The 16653-nt window shown below is 60.8% G+C and carries 24 protein-coding genes and 2 tRNA genes; 12 read left to right on the top strand and 14 right to left on the bottom strand.

Going from position 1 to position 16653, the window contains the following annotated elements:
• Window positions 1-127 precede the first annotated feature (127 nt).
• The 5 genes from KHC19_RS05445 to KHC19_RS05425 all read right to left on the bottom strand — a co-directional run bounded on the left by KHC19_RS05445 (window position 128) and on the right by KHC19_RS05425 (window position 3583).
• Window positions 128-1045 (bottom strand): LLM class F420-dependent oxidoreductase, encoded by a 918-nt coding sequence (locus tag KHC19_RS05445; RefSeq protein WP_213351288.1) that lies wholly within the window; start codon window positions 1043-1045, stop codon window positions 128-130.
• A gap of 85 nt (window positions 1046-1130) precedes the next feature.
• Entirely contained in the window at window positions 1131-2522 is a 1392-nt protein-coding gene (locus KHC19_RS05440) for an aspartate aminotransferase family protein (RefSeq protein WP_213351286.1), read from the bottom strand.
• Between the two features lie 408 nt (window positions 2523-2930).
• Window positions 2931-3007: transfer RNA gene (locus KHC19_RS05435), tRNA-Arg, on the bottom strand.
• A gap of 101 nt (window positions 3008-3108) precedes the next feature.
• A complete protein-coding gene (locus tag KHC19_RS05430; RefSeq protein ID WP_213351284.1) occupies window positions 3109-3414 on the bottom strand; it encodes an ETC complex I subunit in 306 nt (101 codons plus the stop codon).
• 92 nt (window positions 3415-3506) lie between these two features.
• Window positions 3507-3583 (bottom strand) — tRNA-Pro (locus tag KHC19_RS05425).
• Between the two features lie 194 nt (window positions 3584-3777).
• Here KHC19_RS05425 and KHC19_RS05420 point away from each other — a divergent pair.
• The 11 genes from KHC19_RS05420 to KHC19_RS05370 all read left to right on the top strand — a co-directional run bounded on the left by KHC19_RS05420 (window position 3778) and on the right by KHC19_RS05370 (window position 7987).
• Window positions 3778-3990 (top strand): hypothetical protein, encoded by a 213-nt coding sequence (locus KHC19_RS05420; protein WP_213351282.1) that lies wholly within the window; start codon window positions 3778-3780, stop codon window positions 3988-3990.
• Window positions 3977-4249: a hypothetical protein gene (locus tag KHC19_RS05415; RefSeq protein WP_213351280.1), complete on the top strand. Its 273-nt coding sequence runs from the start codon at window positions 3977-3979 to the stop codon at window positions 4247-4249. The genes KHC19_RS05420 and KHC19_RS05415 overlap by 14 nt, the downstream gene beginning before the upstream one ends.
• Entirely contained in the window at window positions 4246-4476 is a 231-nt protein-coding gene (locus KHC19_RS05410; protein ID WP_213351279.1) for a hypothetical protein, read from the top strand. Before KHC19_RS05415 ends, KHC19_RS05410 begins: the two co-directional genes overlap by 4 nt.
• A 247-nt stretch (window positions 4477-4723) precedes the next feature.
• Window positions 4724-5104 (top strand): hypothetical protein, encoded by a 381-nt coding sequence (locus tag KHC19_RS05405; protein ID WP_213351278.1) that lies wholly within the window; start codon window positions 4724-4726, stop codon window positions 5102-5104.
• On the top strand, window positions 5101-5391 hold the full coding sequence (locus KHC19_RS05400; RefSeq protein WP_213351277.1) for a hypothetical protein: 291 nt from the start codon (window positions 5101-5103) through the stop codon (window positions 5389-5391). Before KHC19_RS05405 ends, KHC19_RS05400 begins: the two co-directional genes overlap by 4 nt.
• Window positions 5391-5825, top strand: coding sequence for a hypothetical protein (locus KHC19_RS05395; RefSeq protein ID WP_213351276.1), 435 nt, complete (start codon window positions 5391-5393; stop codon window positions 5823-5825). The genes KHC19_RS05400 and KHC19_RS05395 overlap by 1 nt, the downstream gene beginning before the upstream one ends.
• Complete coding sequence (locus KHC19_RS05390; RefSeq protein WP_213351275.1) at window positions 5822-6070, top strand: hypothetical protein; 249 nt, start codon at window positions 5822-5824, stop codon at window positions 6068-6070. The genes KHC19_RS05395 and KHC19_RS05390 overlap by 4 nt, the downstream gene beginning before the upstream one ends.
• A gap of 53 nt (window positions 6071-6123) precedes the next feature.
• Window positions 6124-6300, top strand: coding sequence for a hypothetical protein (locus tag KHC19_RS05385; RefSeq protein ID WP_213351274.1), 177 nt, complete (start codon window positions 6124-6126; stop codon window positions 6298-6300).
• The gene (locus KHC19_RS05380; RefSeq protein WP_213351272.1) at window positions 6290-6535 is read left to right on the top strand and encodes a hypothetical protein; all 246 of its coding nucleotides are present in this window, start codon (window positions 6290-6292) and stop codon (window positions 6533-6535) included. Before KHC19_RS05385 ends, KHC19_RS05380 begins: the two co-directional genes overlap by 11 nt.
• Before the next feature lie 344 nt (window positions 6536-6879).
• On the top strand, window positions 6880-7125 hold the full coding sequence (locus tag KHC19_RS05375) for a hypothetical protein (protein ID WP_213351270.1): 246 nt from the start codon (window positions 6880-6882) through the stop codon (window positions 7123-7125).
• Window positions 7126-7234: 109 nt separating this feature from the next.
• The gene (locus KHC19_RS05370) at window positions 7235-7987 is read left to right on the top strand and encodes an SOS response-associated peptidase (RefSeq protein WP_213351268.1); all 753 of its coding nucleotides are present in this window, start codon (window positions 7235-7237) and stop codon (window positions 7985-7987) included.
• A 3-nt stretch (window positions 7988-7990) separates the two neighbouring features.
• On the opposite strand, the gene KHC19_RS05365 is transcribed toward KHC19_RS05370, so the two are convergent.
• Window positions 7991-8221, bottom strand: a complete 231-nt coding sequence (locus KHC19_RS05365) for a hypothetical protein (protein WP_213351267.1) — start codon at window positions 8219-8221, stop codon at window positions 7991-7993.
• Window positions 8222-8224: 3 nt separating this feature from the next.
• On the bottom strand, window positions 8225-8455 hold the full coding sequence (locus tag KHC19_RS05360; protein ID WP_213351265.1) for a hypothetical protein: 231 nt from the start codon (window positions 8453-8455) through the stop codon (window positions 8225-8227).
• A gap of 99 nt (window positions 8456-8554) precedes the next feature.
• Here KHC19_RS05360 and KHC19_RS05355 point away from each other — a divergent pair, with 99 nt between their 5' ends.
• Entirely contained in the window at window positions 8555-8827 is a 273-nt protein-coding gene (locus KHC19_RS05355; RefSeq protein ID WP_213351263.1) for a hypothetical protein, read from the top strand.
• 161 nt (window positions 8828-8988) lie between these two features.
• Here KHC19_RS05355 and KHC19_RS05350 read toward each other — a convergent pair whose 3' ends face one another.
• The 7 genes from KHC19_RS05350 to KHC19_RS05320 all read right to left on the bottom strand — a co-directional run bounded on the left by KHC19_RS05350 (window position 8989) and on the right by KHC19_RS05320 (window position 16628).
• Window positions 8989-12090 carry a hypothetical protein gene (locus KHC19_RS05350; protein ID WP_213351261.1) on the bottom strand — a complete coding sequence of 1034 codons (3102 nt, stop codon included), beginning with the start codon at window positions 12088-12090 and terminating at the stop codon, window positions 8989-8991.
• Between the two features lie 555 nt (window positions 12091-12645).
• A complete protein-coding gene (locus KHC19_RS05345; RefSeq protein WP_213351259.1) occupies window positions 12646-12945 on the bottom strand; it encodes a DUF982 domain-containing protein in 300 nt (99 codons plus the stop codon).
• A gap of 73 nt (window positions 12946-13018) precedes the next feature.
• Entirely contained in the window at window positions 13019-14401 is a 1383-nt protein-coding gene (locus KHC19_RS05340) for a hypothetical protein (protein ID WP_213351258.1), read from the bottom strand.
• Window positions 14402-14641: 240 nt separating this feature from the next.
• Window positions 14642-15277: a hypothetical protein gene (locus tag KHC19_RS05335; protein WP_213351256.1), complete on the bottom strand. Its 636-nt coding sequence runs from the start codon at window positions 15275-15277 to the stop codon at window positions 14642-14644.
• Between the two features lie 34 nt (window positions 15278-15311).
• Complete coding sequence (locus KHC19_RS25775; protein WP_246548265.1) at window positions 15312-15692, bottom strand: hypothetical protein; 381 nt, start codon at window positions 15690-15692, stop codon at window positions 15312-15314.
• Between the two features lie 67 nt (window positions 15693-15759).
• Entirely contained in the window at window positions 15760-16230 is a 471-nt protein-coding gene (locus KHC19_RS05325; RefSeq protein WP_213351255.1) for a hypothetical protein, read from the bottom strand.
• Window positions 16167-16628 (bottom strand): hypothetical protein, encoded by a 462-nt coding sequence (locus KHC19_RS05320; protein WP_213351254.1) that lies wholly within the window; start codon window positions 16626-16628, stop codon window positions 16167-16169. The genes KHC19_RS05325 and KHC19_RS05320 overlap by 64 nt, the downstream gene beginning before the upstream one ends.
• Between the last annotated feature and the right edge of the window lie 25 nt (window positions 16629-16653).

Here is a 16653-nt window from a genome sequence, read left to right as displayed (position 1 = left end):
CGAGCATCCTTCGAGGCTCGCTTACGCTCGCACCTCAGGATAAGGGCGTCCCACGGGGCGGCGCATAGAAGGACTGCACCATGGGTCGGCCGCTCTGCCACGTGACAGGCGGCGGCCGGAACCTTCCTCAGAACAGATGCGGCAGCGCGGCGCGGAAGTCGCGGATCGCCTCGATATGCGCCTGCGGGTCGTGCAGGCCACCGATGTCGGCCTTGTTCCAGCGCTTCTCTTCCTCCACCCAGCGTTCCGGCATGGTGTTGACGGTGATGTGGGTGGCACCGATGGCGCGCCAGGCCTCCACCTCCTCCTTCAGCTCCGCCGGGGTGCGGTCGATGATGGTCATCGTCGCCTCGATGCCGATGGCATCCGGGTCGCGGCCATTGGCCCGCGCCCGCGCCTTCATCTCCTCGATGCCGCGCCGGCCGGTGTCGTCGGCCTGGAAGTTGGGCAGCCAGCCGTCGCCGAGCTTCGCGACCCGGCGGATCGCCGCCTCCGACACGCCGCCGATCCAGATCGGGATCGGCCGCTGCACCGGCAGCGGATTGATGCCGCCATCCTCGATGCGGTGATACTTGCCCTCATAGGTGATCAGATCGGCGCACCAGAGCTTACGCAGAACATCAATCTGTTCGTCCATCCGCTTGCCGCGATTGCCGAATTCCTCGCCGCACGCCTCGAACTCCTCCGGCTTCACGCCGACGCCGACGCCGAGCCGCAGCCGCCCGCCGGACAAGAGGTCCACCTCCGCCGCCTGCTTGGCGACGAGCGCGGTGCCGCGCATCGGCAGCACCAGCACGCCGGTGACGAAATCGATCTTCGTCGTCACCGCCGCCAGATAGCCGAACAGCACGAACAGCTCGTGGAACATGTCCTCGGCATCGTGCACATAGGTCCAGCCGGGGCGGCTGGCCTTGTTGAGGCCGATGATCTGGTCGAAGGCGGTGAGGTGCGTGTAGCCGAGCTCCTCGGATATGACGGCGAAATCCTTGATGGTCTTCGGATCGGTGCCGATCTCGAATTGCGGGAACAGGGCGCCGATCTTCATGAGGCCTCCAGGCAATGGGCGGGCGGGAACCAACCCGCCCCGTCGATGTGTTTAGAACGCGGAACGCCCCGGCAAAAGCCGGTGCTCACAGCGTGGCGGCGACGGCTTCCACCGCCTGCTTCGTCGCCCCCACCACGATGTCGGCCTCGGCGCGGGTGAGGCAGAGCGGCGGCGCGAAGCCGATGATGTCGCCCTGCGGCATGGCGCGGGCGATGACGCCGCGCTCCAGCATCGCCGCCGCGACGCGCACGCTCACCTTGTTCGGCGGGTCGAAGAACACCCGGTCGTCCTTGTCCCGCACCAGCTCGACGGCGGCCAGCAGGCCCTCGCCGCGCACCTCGCCGACCAGCGGGTGATCGGCGAGCGCATCGGCGAGCGCGTCGCGGAAATAGGGGCCGACGTCGCGGACATTGGCGAGCAGGTCCAGCTCGTCGATCAGCTTGAGGTTGGCGACGCCGGCGGCGGCACAGAGCGGGTGCGAGGAATAGGTCCAGCCATGGCCGATGGGGCCGAACGTGTCCGACCCCTCGACCAGGATCTTCCATACCTTCTCCGACACGATGACGCCCGAGAGCGGCGCATAGGCGGAGGTGAGGCCCTTGGCGATGGTGATGAGGTCCGGCTCCAGCCCGTAGAAATCCGAGCCGAACATGGTGCCGAGCCGGCCGAAGCCGGTGATGACCTCGTCCACCACCAAGAGGATGTCGTATTTCTTCAGCACCGCCTGGATCTTCGGCCAGTAGCCGGCCGGCGGCGGCACGATGCCGCCGGTGCCCAGCAGCGGCTCGCCGACGAAGGCGGCCACCGTTTCCGGCCCCTCGGCGAGGATCATCTCCTCCAGCCGGGCGGCGCAGAAATCGGAAAACTGCTCCTCGCTGAGGCTGCGGTCGGCGCGGCGGAAATAATACGGCGCCTCGGTGTGCAGGATGTTGCCCATCGGCAGGTCGAACAGATTGTGGAAGCCGGCCAGCCCGGTGAGGCTGCCGGTCATCAGGCCGGAGCCGTGATAGCCGCGCCAGCGCGAGATGATCTTCTTCTTTTCCGGCCGGCCGAGCACGTTGTTGATGTAGCGGATGAGCTTGATGTTGGTCTCGTTGGCGTCCGAGCCGGACAGGCCGAAGAACACCCGGCTCATGCCCTTGGGGGCGCGGTCGATCACCATCTTGGCGAGCTCGATCGAGGGCTCGGAGCCGTGGCCGGCATAGGCGTGATAATAGGCGAGCTGGTGCGCCTGATCGGCGATGGCGTCGGCGATGGATTTCCGGCCATAGCCGACATTCACGCAATAAAGTCCGCCGAAGGCATCGAGGCTGCGGCGACCGTCGCGATCGACGATGTAGACCCCCTCGCCGCCGGTGACGATGCGGTTCGGCGTCTCGCCGCGCGCATGCTGGGCCATGTGGGTGGAGGGATGGAAGAAGTGATCCCGGTCCCAGGCGTGGAGCTGGTTCTCGGTGGGGCCGGGATGATCGAGCATGCTATTCTCCGTCACGCGGGCGGGGCGCCTTCATGGCCCCCTCGCCACCCTTTGCACCCATCTTAGGGGCCGGCGGAGCGAGACAGTCGCGGCCAGCCGATGCATCTGCCGGCGACATTTCGGACGAGTGGCGAGATTCTCCGGCCTTTTTTCGGCGGCGGCGCCGGTTGCCCGTGGGTGAACGGGCCGCCGCGCGCCGATCACCCACGGGGCGCGAGGCTGCGGCAGCCGCATCGGCAAGGTGATGGCCGCCCCAATGGCGGAGCTGGGCCCGGGCGATCATGTCGGAGGATGAGCGGCACGACGCCGCGCGGCCGACAAGCGCGCGAAGCGGCCGAAATTGCCGCACCCGCCTCGCTGCGCCATGCGGGCCCCCCCGCATGACCCGGCTATTTCCAAGGGGATGGATGGCGACCCCGCCTGGGCTCGAACCAGGGACCTGCCGCTTAGAAGGCGGCTGCTCTATCCAGCTGAGCTACGGGGCCTCCGGCAAAGGCGCTGGAAACGCGGGCGCTGGAAACACGGGCGCCGCCAGCACGGGCGCCGCCACGTTCGGCCGCGCCCGAAGACACCGGCCGGTCCGGCGTCAATGCGTCCACTGACCGACGCGACGGAAGCTGAAATTGTCGGAATAGGCGATGCGGCGGCGGGCCGGCTCCTTCGGCTCCTGCAGCTGGTAGGCGATGCCGTGCCGCTCGGCATAGGCAACCGCCTCTTCCTTGCTGTCGAAGCGCAGGCGCAGCTGGCTCTTCATGTCGCCGGAGCTGGTATAGCCCATCAGCGGCTCCACCAAGCGGGGCTGCTCGGGCTCGTAGTCCAGCACCCACAGCTTCGTCTTGGCGGTGCCCGACTGCATCGCATTCCGGCTCGGCTTGTAGATGCGTGCGACCATCGACCCTGCGCTCCCAAATCCCCGCGACACCGAGGTCCGCGGCCCGGCTTTCTCCAGCAGGCATGACGGCGAAGCACGGCGCGCGTCCGGTCTGGTCGGGGCAGCAGGATTCGAACCTGCGACCTGAAGTACCCAAAACTTCCGCGCTACCGGGCTGCGCTATACCCCGCCGACCGAAACCCGTTGTGTTCCAACGTTTTTAGACATCAGGCGACCTGATGCCTGAAACACCAAATGGCATAGAGAGGCACCCAATGGCAAGAGACGGAACCGAAAGTCCCAACAAAGTCCCAACGGGCCGTTCCGGGTCCGTTCGCGTGATCCCCTCCCCCTTCAATGGCAGCGATCTGGTGGAGATGCCCCATGCCGAATGAGTTCGCGAGGCCGGGGTACGTCTTCGTCTGCGCTGCGTGCGGGAAGACGTCGCCCAATCTCTATGGCAAAGGCGTGCGGAACGGCTGGGATGAGAGCTGCATGCTGAATGCGGTGCTCTGCATTGAAGAGAAGGTTGACGGCGTGTGGGTGCCCGCTGTCGATCCGCAAGCCGCCAAGGAGACCCCGCATGACCACGGCTGAGCAGACGATGATCGAACGGGTGGCGAGGGCGATTGCCGGCGCGAACATGGAGGACTTCGACGAAACGCCGAACCTCCACATGGAGCTTGCCCGCGCTGCCGTCGAAGCGCTGCGCGAAGTCGATGATGGCTTCTTCAAGCGCGTCACCGACCTCGTTCGCGACGGCCGATATGAGGTTTTCGGCGAATCCTATCCGGTCTTCAGAAACTTCATGCGTGGGGCGGTAGACGCCATCCTCAACGAGGAGACAGGGACGTGAGCATGCAAGAGCTGCCGCCGCTCAAGACCCTGAACGGGAAGTTCTGCGCCTACTGTCACGTCTGCTGGCTGCCGATCTATCGGTTCTGGGTCGACCGTGAATCGCCAGAACATGACGTGTGTTCGGAGGGGGCGCACCACACCGCGCAGACCTGCCCCGCATCAGCTGGGCAAGCCGGCCTCACCGCTTGGATCAAGAAACTCAGAGACGCGGGAGAGATTAAATGACCCCCACCCCCGACATCACCCGCCTTCGCTGGTGCGCCTGGCCTGTTCGCGCTAGAATACAGGGCCGCCTTCGCTCTCTGCTGGAGGTTGCCGCTGGACCTGCGGTCTCTGAAGGGGATGGGTTATCGCCCATCCCCGCCGAGGCCCGTCTTAGGGAGGCGGTATGACCTCCCACCAGTCACACGATGTGGTTCGCCTTCGTGCCCTCCTTGAGAGGTGCGAGGCTGCGGAAGGGCCGGATCGCGAGTTGGATCAGGAGGCCTTCGGCCTACTTGGCGACCCGCCCATCAGCGATGGCATGCGCGACCTCTACAGGGCGCCAACCTACACCGCCAGCATCGACGCCGCCCACGCCTTGGTCGCGAAGGTGTTCCCCAACTGGTGGATCACCGCCGGTCTATGCTCCCTGACCGGCCACGCCAGCATCGGACCCGACTACAACGGGCCGGCCGGCGAGAGGCTGAAGCGCGAATTCCCTGTCGAGAAATTCGACGGCGGCTTTGATGCGGATCTAGCCCCCGGCGATGGCCGTCACCGCACCTGCTACGCGATCCTGTCCTGCATCCTTCAGGCCCTCATAGTCCGCGAGGAGCAGCGCGCCGGTGAGGAGAAGGAGGTGGCATCATGATCTCGCACGTTCCAATAGGCAGCGCAGATGATCTGCGGGCGTGCGCGATCATTGCACGGCGAGAAGGCGATATGGACGCGGCCGAGCGGTTCTTGGCCGGTGCCGCACGCATCGAGGAGCTAGAGCGCCATTCGGCCCTGAGAGCGATGGACATCGTAACGCTTGGCCATCAGGCCGGCCGCTACGCTGCCGCCCTCCGCGCCATCATCGAGCGCACGAACGATAGCATCGGCAGCACAGCGAAGGACATCCGCCGCCTCGCGGCTGAGGCTCTGGGAGAGGGATGATGGAACGAAGGGCATCGCCTATTCGCGATGAAGATATCCTCGACATCGCCATGGAGCACTTTTGGGGTGCGGAGGGCGGCAACAAGGAGGGCGTTGCGGCTGTGCTGGCTTTTGCAAAGCCGATCTATCTCGATCAGGCGATGGAATATGCCATCGCGCTCGTAAAGAGCTTCGACGTGGCGGGGTGGAACTACGAGGCCGGCCATGACGCAGAGAGCCTGCGCCGGGCCATCCTGAAGGCATTAGTGGACAGAACGGAGACCGGTCCTGAGGGGGCTCCGTCCGAATTGACAGACCATCACGACGGCGATGTTGGCCATGAGGAAAGGTACCTCTGCAACCTGCTTCGCGACGACCGCCTGATGGTGGAAGACATATCGCGGGCGATGAACCGAATTCGGTATCGGTCTATTCTTCATGGGAGAACCATGTGATTGACATCGACAAGATCCGCAGCCCCGAGGCCATCGTCTGTCATCGGCAGATCAATAGCGAATGCGGCGGAGCGACCGTCTTCTGCGTCGTTTTTGCCGATGGCTTCATCGTCGAATGCGGGTCGGATGGCTACGCTGAGCGCCGGGCCAAGACGCTTGCCGCCGCGGTGAACAATCATGGCCCGGATCGCTTCGATTTCAGGGCGCCCCGCACCCCCGAGCCTCGCAGAGGAGGCGAAGGATGAGTGAGAGGCCTTGCCGCTTCTGCGGACGCGCCTTCCTCATAGGCGGGGGCTGCATGAACACCCGCGACATGGAGGACAGCAAGAGCAGGGTCTGCTTCGCCGCGCTGATCGCACATGGCGGCGGCGAGTATTCGGCGAATCAGGCCATCGCCGCCGGCATCGAGGCGTGTGTTCGACGTGACACCCCCGCCGGCCGCGCCGCTCTGGAGGACGCACGCAATGCAGAGTGAGGGGGATAGCGTCCAGCTTCCTAAGGACGAGTTGTTCGAGATGCTTGATATCGCTGACGAGATAGTGCGGTTCTGTTCGTGCAACATGCCGGCCGAGCAATATTACCGCACCGCCAATGCTATCTGGGTCATCGCCCATCGCGCCGCGAAGAATCACGAGACGGCCGACGAACTCAAGGCAGCCATGCTCGAAAGGCGTGCCGGCCGCGCCGCTCTCGGGGAGAAGGAGGGGTAGTAGACACCGCTCTCCGTCACCGTAAGATCTGGCCGGGCAACTGGGGATGAAGCCGTGTCTGGATTCAGTGCCGTCGTACGGTGGGGCGGTCGCGTGGTGCGTCGCAATCCGCTGCCGACGGCCTTTGGTGTCGCGGGACTTCTCTTCGCGCTATCCATCGGCAATATGGGTCTAACTGCCCACGGTAGTGGCTACCCCATTTGGACAGCCCTATTTTTCCCCTTCATCGGGTGTTTTGTCGGGCATTACGTGTCTCTTCTCCTGCGACGCCGATGAGTGCCCGAGATCTCGACGCCGACACAGAGCCGTGATTAGCTCCCGGCACCTGAAGAGGAGACGGTTCGATGAAATCGCTCATCACTCTCGCCGTTCTGGTTGCCTTCGCCGGGCCTGCTCTCGCCGATAGCTGCGTCGCGAATGCTGACGCCAAGAAGCTCGCAGGCGCTGCCAGGACTAGCTTCCTCGGGAAGTGCGAGCGCGACGCTCAGACGGCGTGCGACGCTCGGGCCGCGACCAAGAAGCTGGCCGGGGCGGCCAAGACCAGCTTCACGACCAAGTGCGTCAAGGATAGCGTCGGCGCGGCTCCGTGATGCAGTGGGCGTATTGGGCCGGGATTGGATTTGGACTGGCCTATTCGGCGGCAGTGATCTTATGGATTCGCCACCGCTTGCGCCACGCGCAGGCTGACGACTAGTCGCCATGTGCAACCTGTACAGCCATAAATCCAATCTCTCCGCCATCGCCGATCTTGTCGGGACGCTCCGAAATGGCGTCGGCAACCTCGCGCCGCAGCCGGGCATCTATCCCGACTATCCGGCGCCGATTGTACGGGCCGGTGCTGACAGCGAGCGTGAGCTGGTGAATGCCCGTTGGGGCATGCCGACGTCGCAGGTCGTCCATATGGAGGCCACCAAGAAGCGCGCCGCCAAGCTGGAGGCGAAAGGCCAGGTGGTCGACTTCAAGGCGCTCCTGCGCGCCGAGCCCGACAAGGGCGTGACGAACATCCGCAACACCTCAAGCCGGCACTGGCAGCGCTGGCTCGGCGTGGAGCATCGGTGCCTCGTGCCGTTCACCTCGTTCAGCGAGCCGCCCGAGGGCGCTCGCGGCCCGGACACATGGTCATGGTTCGCCCTGTCGCCTGACGAGCCGCTGGCGTTCTTCGCCGGGCTGTGGACCACATGGACCGGCGTGCGGAAGATCAAAGAGGGAGAGGTGACGGCCGACCTCTACGGATTCCTGACGACCGAGCCTAATGCCGTAGTCGGCTCGGTCCACACCAAGGCGATGCCGGTAATCCTGACGACGGCAGAGGAGCGCGAGGTTTGGCTGCGCGCTCCATGGGACGAGGCGAAGGCGCTTCAGCGACCCTTGCCCGATGAGGCCGTCGTGATCGTGGAGCGACCTGTCGAGGAGGGTGCATCATCGTTGCCGGCACAGCCCTCTCTCCTATGAAGATCACTCTAGGCCCTGGAATCCGGGAGGCCGTTCGTAAGGCGCCTTTTGGATAGCTGCCGTTAGCTGCATGTCCATCATGATGATCGCATAGTTGAGGAAGTCGCAGCCGATATAGACGTTCGTCCCGATCGGCACCTCGCCCGCCCACTGCCGCACCAAGTGGTGAAACTGCCGGAGGTCTTTTTGCATCTGTTCGGCGCCTGCCAAGGTGCGCTTTGATCTCTGCACCATCTGTTAGCCCTCCTGTCCTTCCTGACGAATTCGCCGGGATGGTCGTCCTCGGATATAGCCCCAGCTCGCTTCCTGGCGGGCTTCCTCGAGTTCCACCTCCATGAATTGGCCGGCGATCAGCAGCGCTCGGACAGCCTCACGCGCGTCACCGCCACAAGTCGAAATGGCCTCGTCGATATCGGCATCCGTGATGACAATAGGTTCGCGTTCGGCGGGCGCTCGCTCGCTCGGCATGGTCGGCTCCATCGGTTGATGAGCAGATTGATTCCACGAGAACGAAAAGAGAACAAGCCCGATCCTGGTAGGGGGTGGCGCGAGAGGCGGGAATCGCCCATGAAGCGGGCCATGGACCCCTACGCATTTGTTCAGAGCCGCGTGATCAAGGACGGCGATAAATGGGCCATGGCGCCCGAAAACCCACCCGAGGACATGCGGACATGGACGGGCTGGTCCGCCTTCATCCCGGCTCCGGTCGACATCGTGAAGAAGAAGGGCGACGCCGTCAGGATCGCCTTCCGGGCCGACTATATCCCGGTGGAGGACGGCACCGTCATCCTGGCGGGCTATAACGACCTTGAGAAGATCGTGACGGCGCTGCGGGGTTAGCGAGAGCCGGCATCAGCGCCTCGGTCTCGCACAAGTCGATTGGCGCAAAGTCCTGCACTTGGGCGATTGAATGGCGCGATGCCGCGCCATTTGCCGTCGAATGGGAAAACCTCGCCCGCCCCCCAAAAGAGGCCGGGCGCGGAAAATACCATCGTCACATACTACGCCCGTATCACCTCAACAGTGTACGCCTCTAAGGTTATGGTCCCGTCAATTGACGCCAATGTCCCTGTCAACGTGACTTGGCGAATCGTATTCGTACTTACATTCCTCTCCAAAACTCCCGAATAAGACGGTCCGAACGCCACGAGTCCTGCGGGTGCAGTCACTTGATGGTAATCCGTGTCTTTTTCTCTATTATAGATCTGCACCTGCAATCTAGACGACACTGTCGTTGTTGCCGAAATATTACTATAATATTCCGGCCCAAATCTGACCTTCATTGTTTTTACATTGGCGCTGCTGTCATGACTCCACAGGGACGTTACCCTTATGCTGTCGTTCGGGCGCAAAGAATTTGCCGGTATATTTACAGAGGCGAGCACCGTCTGAGCCGTCGTGCCCGTCAAAGTGATAGGGACCGAACTTTGCCCGGCAATAAAGTTACCGCTCACATTGTCCTTTTCCGCCTTTGCCAACAGAATAAGGCTTGCACCATGAGCCACAAAAAGGGCGGTATCGTTTAAGTTGTTAAGAACAACGTCAGCCGAAGAGATGAGATTTCCTCCCTCCGCTGCAAGAGTGAGAGGGCTCGATCCGCTATCCAGAAGGACCTGCACGAGCTGGCCATCTTTAGCGCCAACGATCGACGTCACCGTCGTGGCTGCACTAAGCTTTGCCCTCACCCGTATCGTCGGCCCCAAGAGAAGGTCAGGCAGCTGGATGGTGCCCGATGATGGCTCCACAACAACCGCACCCGTCCCCCATTGGTTGTCAGTCGCATTGAGAACAAGGCCGGATGCATCTATGGGGACGGAAAGTAACGATCCGACAACGCGATTATTTTGAAAGCGAAGCGAGCCGTCCGAAGCCCAATCCCCACCCAGAGGGTCAAGCTTAACGTAACTGGATGAAATTCCTTCAAAGGTGTTGCCGGATACGTCGATATTCTTTACGATCTCGACTGCGCCCTCATGCAGCATTCCATACGATCCTCCGGCCAGCCTATTATTTCGGATCGTAATATTAGATCCGTCAAACTTGATAGGATACTGAAGCCAAATAACCGGCTGGCCTCCTGTCCCCTGTAGGTCGCAATCAACGATCCTCACGTTCGACTGATGCTTGCCAGTCAGCCACACCGGGTTACTTGCATCCCGTACTTTGACGTTCTGCATGCTCAGCGACTCGAACCCGACGCGGCTACGAATGCCGCCGCCATAAAGTTCGATATTGTTCAGCGAAATGTTTCCGGCGATGGGATCCTCTGAGTAGCTTGCCGGATTGGCAGGGACCACCCCGCCAATGCCGATACCTCCGGATGACACCATGACAAGGTCTGATATGTGGTAGTGTTTGCCACGGATCGTGAGCCCGTCCACATCGTGAGCGCGATGGCCGATCAGCGAGAATTCATGGCATTCATGTCCCGAGGGTGCCGTCTCGCATCTCTTTGAAATTCCGCCGGTGACGACGACCTGTTGGGTGATGACCCCCTCAGAGCTGTTGGCAGCATCGATGAAAGAACCTTGGAAATTCATAAACCCGCAATCGAGAGCGCGCCGGCAATATTCACCATTGATATTGGATGCGGTTGTGGGCCCCGCTCCCTGAAGCTGGAGGCCATAGAAGCGCTGACTGATCTTTGTCGGCGTAACGTTTGACGGATCGCCAAGACGCGAGCCAAGCGTAGTGGCATCCGAAATCGTTCCGAAGCCATAGAAACTTAGATTGATAGATGAGCCTTTGAAATTTTCACACCTGGTACTGTGAATTTTCATATGCTCGAAATAAGACGCCGAGATGAAGCCGATTGCCGCCGTTTCGGTTTCTTTATTACCTTCCGATTTTCCGTCGCCAGGACCGGTGGCCGAAATGCCTTTGATCGCGCAGGTGCCGCCGAGATCCACTACTCGGACGTTGACTGGGTTCGCCACCGGATCCGCTGCAAGATCGTAGGAAAGAATGGTGCCAGTGGCGAACGTCACTTTGTTGCCTTCGACCTTCCACACCTGCATCTTCTCGCCGCGAAACGCCACCGCGTAACCCGACACACCGGGAACACCGATGTAGTACTGATGCGTGGATGTGATGGCGACCCAGTCACCCGGCTGGATACCCGTCGCACTATTGACCATGATCGAGGTGGCCCCCTCGATCACTGGAGCAATCACATAAGTCTTTGTGTTTCCCGTGTAGCCTGGTCCGCGCAAAATAAGCCACGGTACCGCTTCAGTAATAGTTCCACTACGGAGGTCAATATGACCGCTATCTTCGCCATCTATGGTAATTGATGCGCCTTTTGGCAGCGTTAACGTCTGTCGCGGCGTTCTGCAACGATAGCGCCCCCGCAATTTAATTGTTATGTCCCCACCGATAGCCTGAGCTCGCAAGAACATCCGCGTGAAGGCATCGTCATCATATCCCGCGCCTGTCGTATCTAGCCTGAACATCTCCGGACGTAAGTATCCCCCAACACCATCTCTCGACTCCAGAGGCATCGGCAAATACGCATATCCGAATATTTGAACATATCCCTGATCAAGCATGTTAAGGCAGGTAAAATTATCCCACCACCCAATAAATCCGGTGTGCTCACCTCCCACTTCGAATATCCATGTGCCCGTGATCGATGGAACGATTTCCACGGTCTTTGGGCCGGAGCCTGCATTTGCAACAAGGACAATATCACTCGAGCTGTATCCGTTCGGATAGACCCGCGCCGCGTATGTCGAGCTATCTCTCGTGCAATTCCAACTCAGTCTGTAGCGGCGCCCGGCTATCAGCTCCAACGTTGTCGTCGCCTTGCTTGAATTAAGGCCATTTAATCGATTAGAGCTCACTGTGACACCGGCGCCCAACGTCCACCCTGCGGACGAATTTGAGCTAAATGTCCCGTTAGCAAATAAGGTGCTTCCGAATGGTGGGAAAGAATCCATCGTGAGCGGATCGCCTTCGGCATCCTTTTGTAGTGCATAGATCGCCTCCCCTCCGACACCGACACCTGGAGCGTCGTAGTCAAGGACATGCACGTAATCTGGTAGGGGGGTCGGCGCGCCGGCACTCTGAGCCTCAACCAAAGTTGGGAAAAATGCGGTCGTCATGATGACTCCATCGTTGCGTAGAACACCAATGAGCCGCTCCCGGAACGGCAAAGGAAGTGTAGTAGTTGAAAATGTCGGACGCTATTGTGAACGATTAAATCGCTTGGGCTCCAGTGAGCCGTGCGATGGCACTTCTCCCTTGCTGAACGTGGGGAGTGCGAGCGGTGACCACACAATGCAAAAAGCCCGCCCGTCTTCGGAGAGGACTGGCGGGGCCACGATCGCGCTACGGCGAGACGCCTGACGATTTGGAATAGGTCTCAACGGCATCGATCATGCAAATCGGGCAGACCCTCTGAACCTCGACTGCTTGAGCTTGGCAATGTCGACACCGCCCTCCCTGCCGGACACAACCCGCAAACGCCGGGTGATGATGCGAGCTTCGCCCCTTGTCGGGAGCAGCGACCCGGCATCCGGCTCGATCGCACGCGTGGCTTGGGCCGAGTTCAAATGCACACGATGCGGGCTGCGTGCCAAAATAAAAGGCAAGCTCACCTTCTCTGAGATCGCCCGCGGCATCCCCTGCAAGAAGTGCAACAAGCGTGACGCAGCGAGCTAGGCCAAGATGCCCGCCTCTTCGGCCGCGGCGACAAAAGCCATGCGGAACGCATCGACCGGAACATGGCCTGCGAGCGCGTCGAGAGCGACCTGCCGCGCGCCGCGATGCAAGGGCGTCTCGGCGAACTCCTCCGGCCATCGCTCCAGCAGGAAGCGAGCCGCGCCCTCGACATCTCCAAGGGTGCGTTTCGTGCTGTGCGTCTCCCACACGGAGACCGGATCCATGGGCGTGTACATGGCGGGATGATGCGCGAGCTCGCACAAGGTGCCATGGCGGTACAAAGGCGACGCCTTCATCGAACCGGCTTCGCAGAGAATGATAACACGCCGGACGACCTGGGGTGATCGTCCGGCTTCAGTCCACAACCTACTATTTGGCAACCCACCCCGTATTTCCGGTGCCACTTTCCTTGACATAGAGGGTCGTGCCTGCCCCACCGTCGGTGCGGGTATACAGCGAGCCGGGGGACGCGACGATCGCTCCTTCGGGACTGCCGCTGCCTCCGGTAATGACAACTGCCGCACTAGCAGTGACATGATAACGGGTGCGGGCCCCGGCGGTCGTTATGCTTCCGACCTGGCCATTGGCATTGTAGAACCCATAGTGAGATTGGGCGGTAGTTGCGCTATCCCTACTGCTTAAAAGAATGCTGGCCGTTCCAAATTCTTTGCCGTTCGACGCGCCTGTGTTGGAAAAGGTCCCATAATTTCCATCTAGAGGGGATGGATTGGCTGCGTTGAAAACAATACCAGATCCATTTATCTGGTTTGGCGTGCCAGTTTCTATGTAATCCGATATATCATCTACGCCAACGCCGTTCGCGTCTACAATGGCACCGAAACTAATCTGAATAGGTTTGTTTGCCGAATTTTCTAAATGTCCATTTCTGATGCTGACATAGGACCTCTGAGCCTGTAGAGCACGACCCTGTGCATTCGTGAGAGTTATGCCAGCGGCATTCACCACTGATCCGGTATCAACCTGCAGTCCGAATGTCTTGGCATTGTCGCAATTGACCCCTTCGAAGCTGCCGACCGATCGATGCACGGCCACTCCCATGGCGCCGCTATTCCTGGCTGTGGCTCCGTTGAAATACCCGGTGCTGGTGCGACTGAGAAATATCGATGCGTCTGCGGGAGTTTCGTGAGAGCAGCAATCATCAAAATTGGCGGTCGATGCCATGATCGTCGAGCCAACCCGGGCCCGAATGCCCTCGGCTCCGGCGTTAGTAAATATCCCTTGATCGCACCAAATTCTAGAATTTACGCTGAATAAATTATTGTAATATGAGTTTTTAATTCCACTGCTTGGAGTAAAATTTATCGATGAGTTGGTGCCGACAAACACGCCGACATCAGCATCGCTACGAAATCCCATATCCACGACTGTCTCAACGTTCAAACCGCGTGCGTTGAGCATAAATATCAGAGCACCGTCCCGCTCATCCATCGCCTCTCCGTACCGCGTGTCATTTGGTATGGCGACGAAACTCGGTGCCAGCTCAACGATGGCATCTTCGCTCCCAATGACAAAGCTGCTGTAGTCTCCATCGAGAAGTTTCAGCCCGTGCGTGAGCGCATGGCCGCTTTCGATCAGCAAGAGGATGCGGTTACCCTGCTGAACGGGAGCGTTCTTGAGGTCGTCGATAGCCGCCTGGAGCGTCGCATAGTCGGTTGGGATGCGAACCGTCATATCGGTCCGGTCGTCGAGAGCTGCACCAACTGCCGCAGCGAGATAGCTAAGGTCAGGCATTTGTCCTCCTCGCGCCGATGCGCTTCAATCCACAGCGCAGATTGAAGCACGCGGCTTTCGTCCGGTCATGACCATTGCACCTCCTGCCACCTGATCGCTGGCAGCAAGGAGCGCGCGGGCGAGCGCCGCAGATCCTCCACCGATCCGATGATGTCGTTGTGTCCGCGTGTCAGAAGGATGCGCCCGGTCGCGAGATCGAGCACAGCCCAATCCGCGCCAGGCACACGAAGGATGCAAGCCTCAGGGGGAAGCGGCACCGACCCGCCCCCGCATCACCAAATCCTCAAGCTCCCGCTGGCGGCTTTCCAGCCGCAGGATGACGTCACGCGCCGAATAGGTGTCGGCGGAGCTCCGCTTCACCTCGTCGATCTGCCGCTGAAGGCTGGCGTTCTCAGAGGCCTGTGCATCCCACTGGATCTTGTGGACCTCGAACGGCACCATCTTCGCCACGATGGCTTCGACAGCCTTCTCCTGCCCCTGGCGGGTTTCCTTCGCCCTCTCGGTGGCGACGACGAAGGTCTCCTGATTGAGCTTGGAGGAGATCTGCGTTTGGAGGATCGCCCAGACGAAGCCGACGGCGGCGAGGATGATCGGGATGATGATTGCGTAAATCTGGAACTTCGGCTCGCTCCGCTTCTCGATCAATGCATTCTGTGCGTTGATCTGCTGCTCGAACCGCGCCCCCTGAGCGGCCATCGCCTGCTCGAACTTGGTGTACTGCGTGCCGATCTGGCGGGTGAGTTCAGCGAACCCATCCCGCATGGTCGACTGCACATCGGCAAGCCCGCGCTCATTGGCGCGCAGGCGGGTGTCAAGAACATCGAAGGACTGCCGGCTGTCTTGGTCCATTGCCGCCCCCCTTTCCGAGTTGGGCATCACAGGCACCTCATGCGCAGCGGGTGAGACGTCGTCAGGAGCCCAGCGGCTTCTTGGCGGCCCAGCGGCCATAGAGCGCCAGGGCCGCGCCGATGACCGGGCCGAGGGCGACGATAAGGTCGATCACCTTGCCCTGCATCTCGGCCGGGAAGGCCCAGCCGAACAGCCCGAGAATGCCGGCGAGCGCCGCGAGGATGGCGCCCAACGTCACGCGGCTCTGGTACCAGGGCTCATTGTTCGTCTGGTTGACGACCACGGCGGCGGTCTCCTTCGCCACCTCCTTTGCGATGACAGAGGCCTCGGTGCCGCCGAGGCCGGAAGCCGTCTGTGCGACAGCACGATGCGTCGCGGCGGCGATGGCAGGCGTCAAGGTGGCCAGCACGGCGTTCGCCGTGGCCTTCGTGGTCGTGCTCATGATGATCTCCAATGAAAAAGGCCCCGCTTACAGCGGGGCCTTTTGGTCAAGAAGTATGTGAGGCGCCTCAGGCGGCAAGCTTCTCGATGTTGCCAGAAAAGCGCTTCCAATCGCGCGAGGTATCCACTGCGGATCTCCGCTTCTCTGAAAGCGTATAAATCCAAGGCTTCGCCCACTGATACAGGAATTCATCGGGATGCTCCCGATCCTTCCGCAGCAGCTGATACTCGTCGGCTCCGGTGGCGATAGCGTCGTTCATGCGCGCTGCCAAAACTTCTTTGTTACTGCGCACATGGACCGTAAACGGATCGATATCTTGTGTCAGCGCAGAAGCCCTGTATGCCTTAAAAAGCATCTTGGCCACAGCCAATGGGCCTACGCGATCAATGCCGGACCAGATCATCATGAGGATGAACTGGCTGCGTGTGTTATCCCACACCCACATCAGACCTTCAGGCCGCAATCCAAGTTCTTTTAACTGGGAAAAATACTGCCTCCCGGCGTCGTATAATTTCTGAGGTAGTTGCGGACTATCCATTCGCCAACACCTCCATCAGAGAACACCGCGTCAAACAAGCCTTGGACAACAGCCACGGGCATACGTCCATCAACATAAGCATGATCCCTGCGCCATTCCAGCGCAACCATCCAAGCGGGGGCCACTTCATCCATTGGACCTATTTGCACGCCCAACAGTTTGGCGAGGGCGCCGAGGTCATGGACATACAATTCACGCCTCTCTCGCCGGTCCGGGAAGCGATTCAATCGCTCCTTTGCCATGATGGATGCCTTGAGCAGACATTCACAGGCAAAACCCGCATGGGCCCACGCAGCATTGCGCGTCATTGGTTCGCTCATGGCCATCTCTGCCATGCGTCTCGCCACCCGTGCTAGCTCCAGCCAGCCATCAATCGTGTCCGCCGTCTGGAATTCCACGCCATCCCCCGACTTGTGGGGATGG

The organism is Ancylobacter oerskovii, assembly GCF_018390555.1.
GTDB classification, from domain to species: domain Bacteria; phylum Pseudomonadota; class Alphaproteobacteria; order Rhizobiales; family Xanthobacteraceae; genus Ancylobacter; species Ancylobacter oerskovii.
Note: the sequence above shows the minus strand (reverse complement) of the source record. Positions and strands in the feature narration are given on the sequence as shown.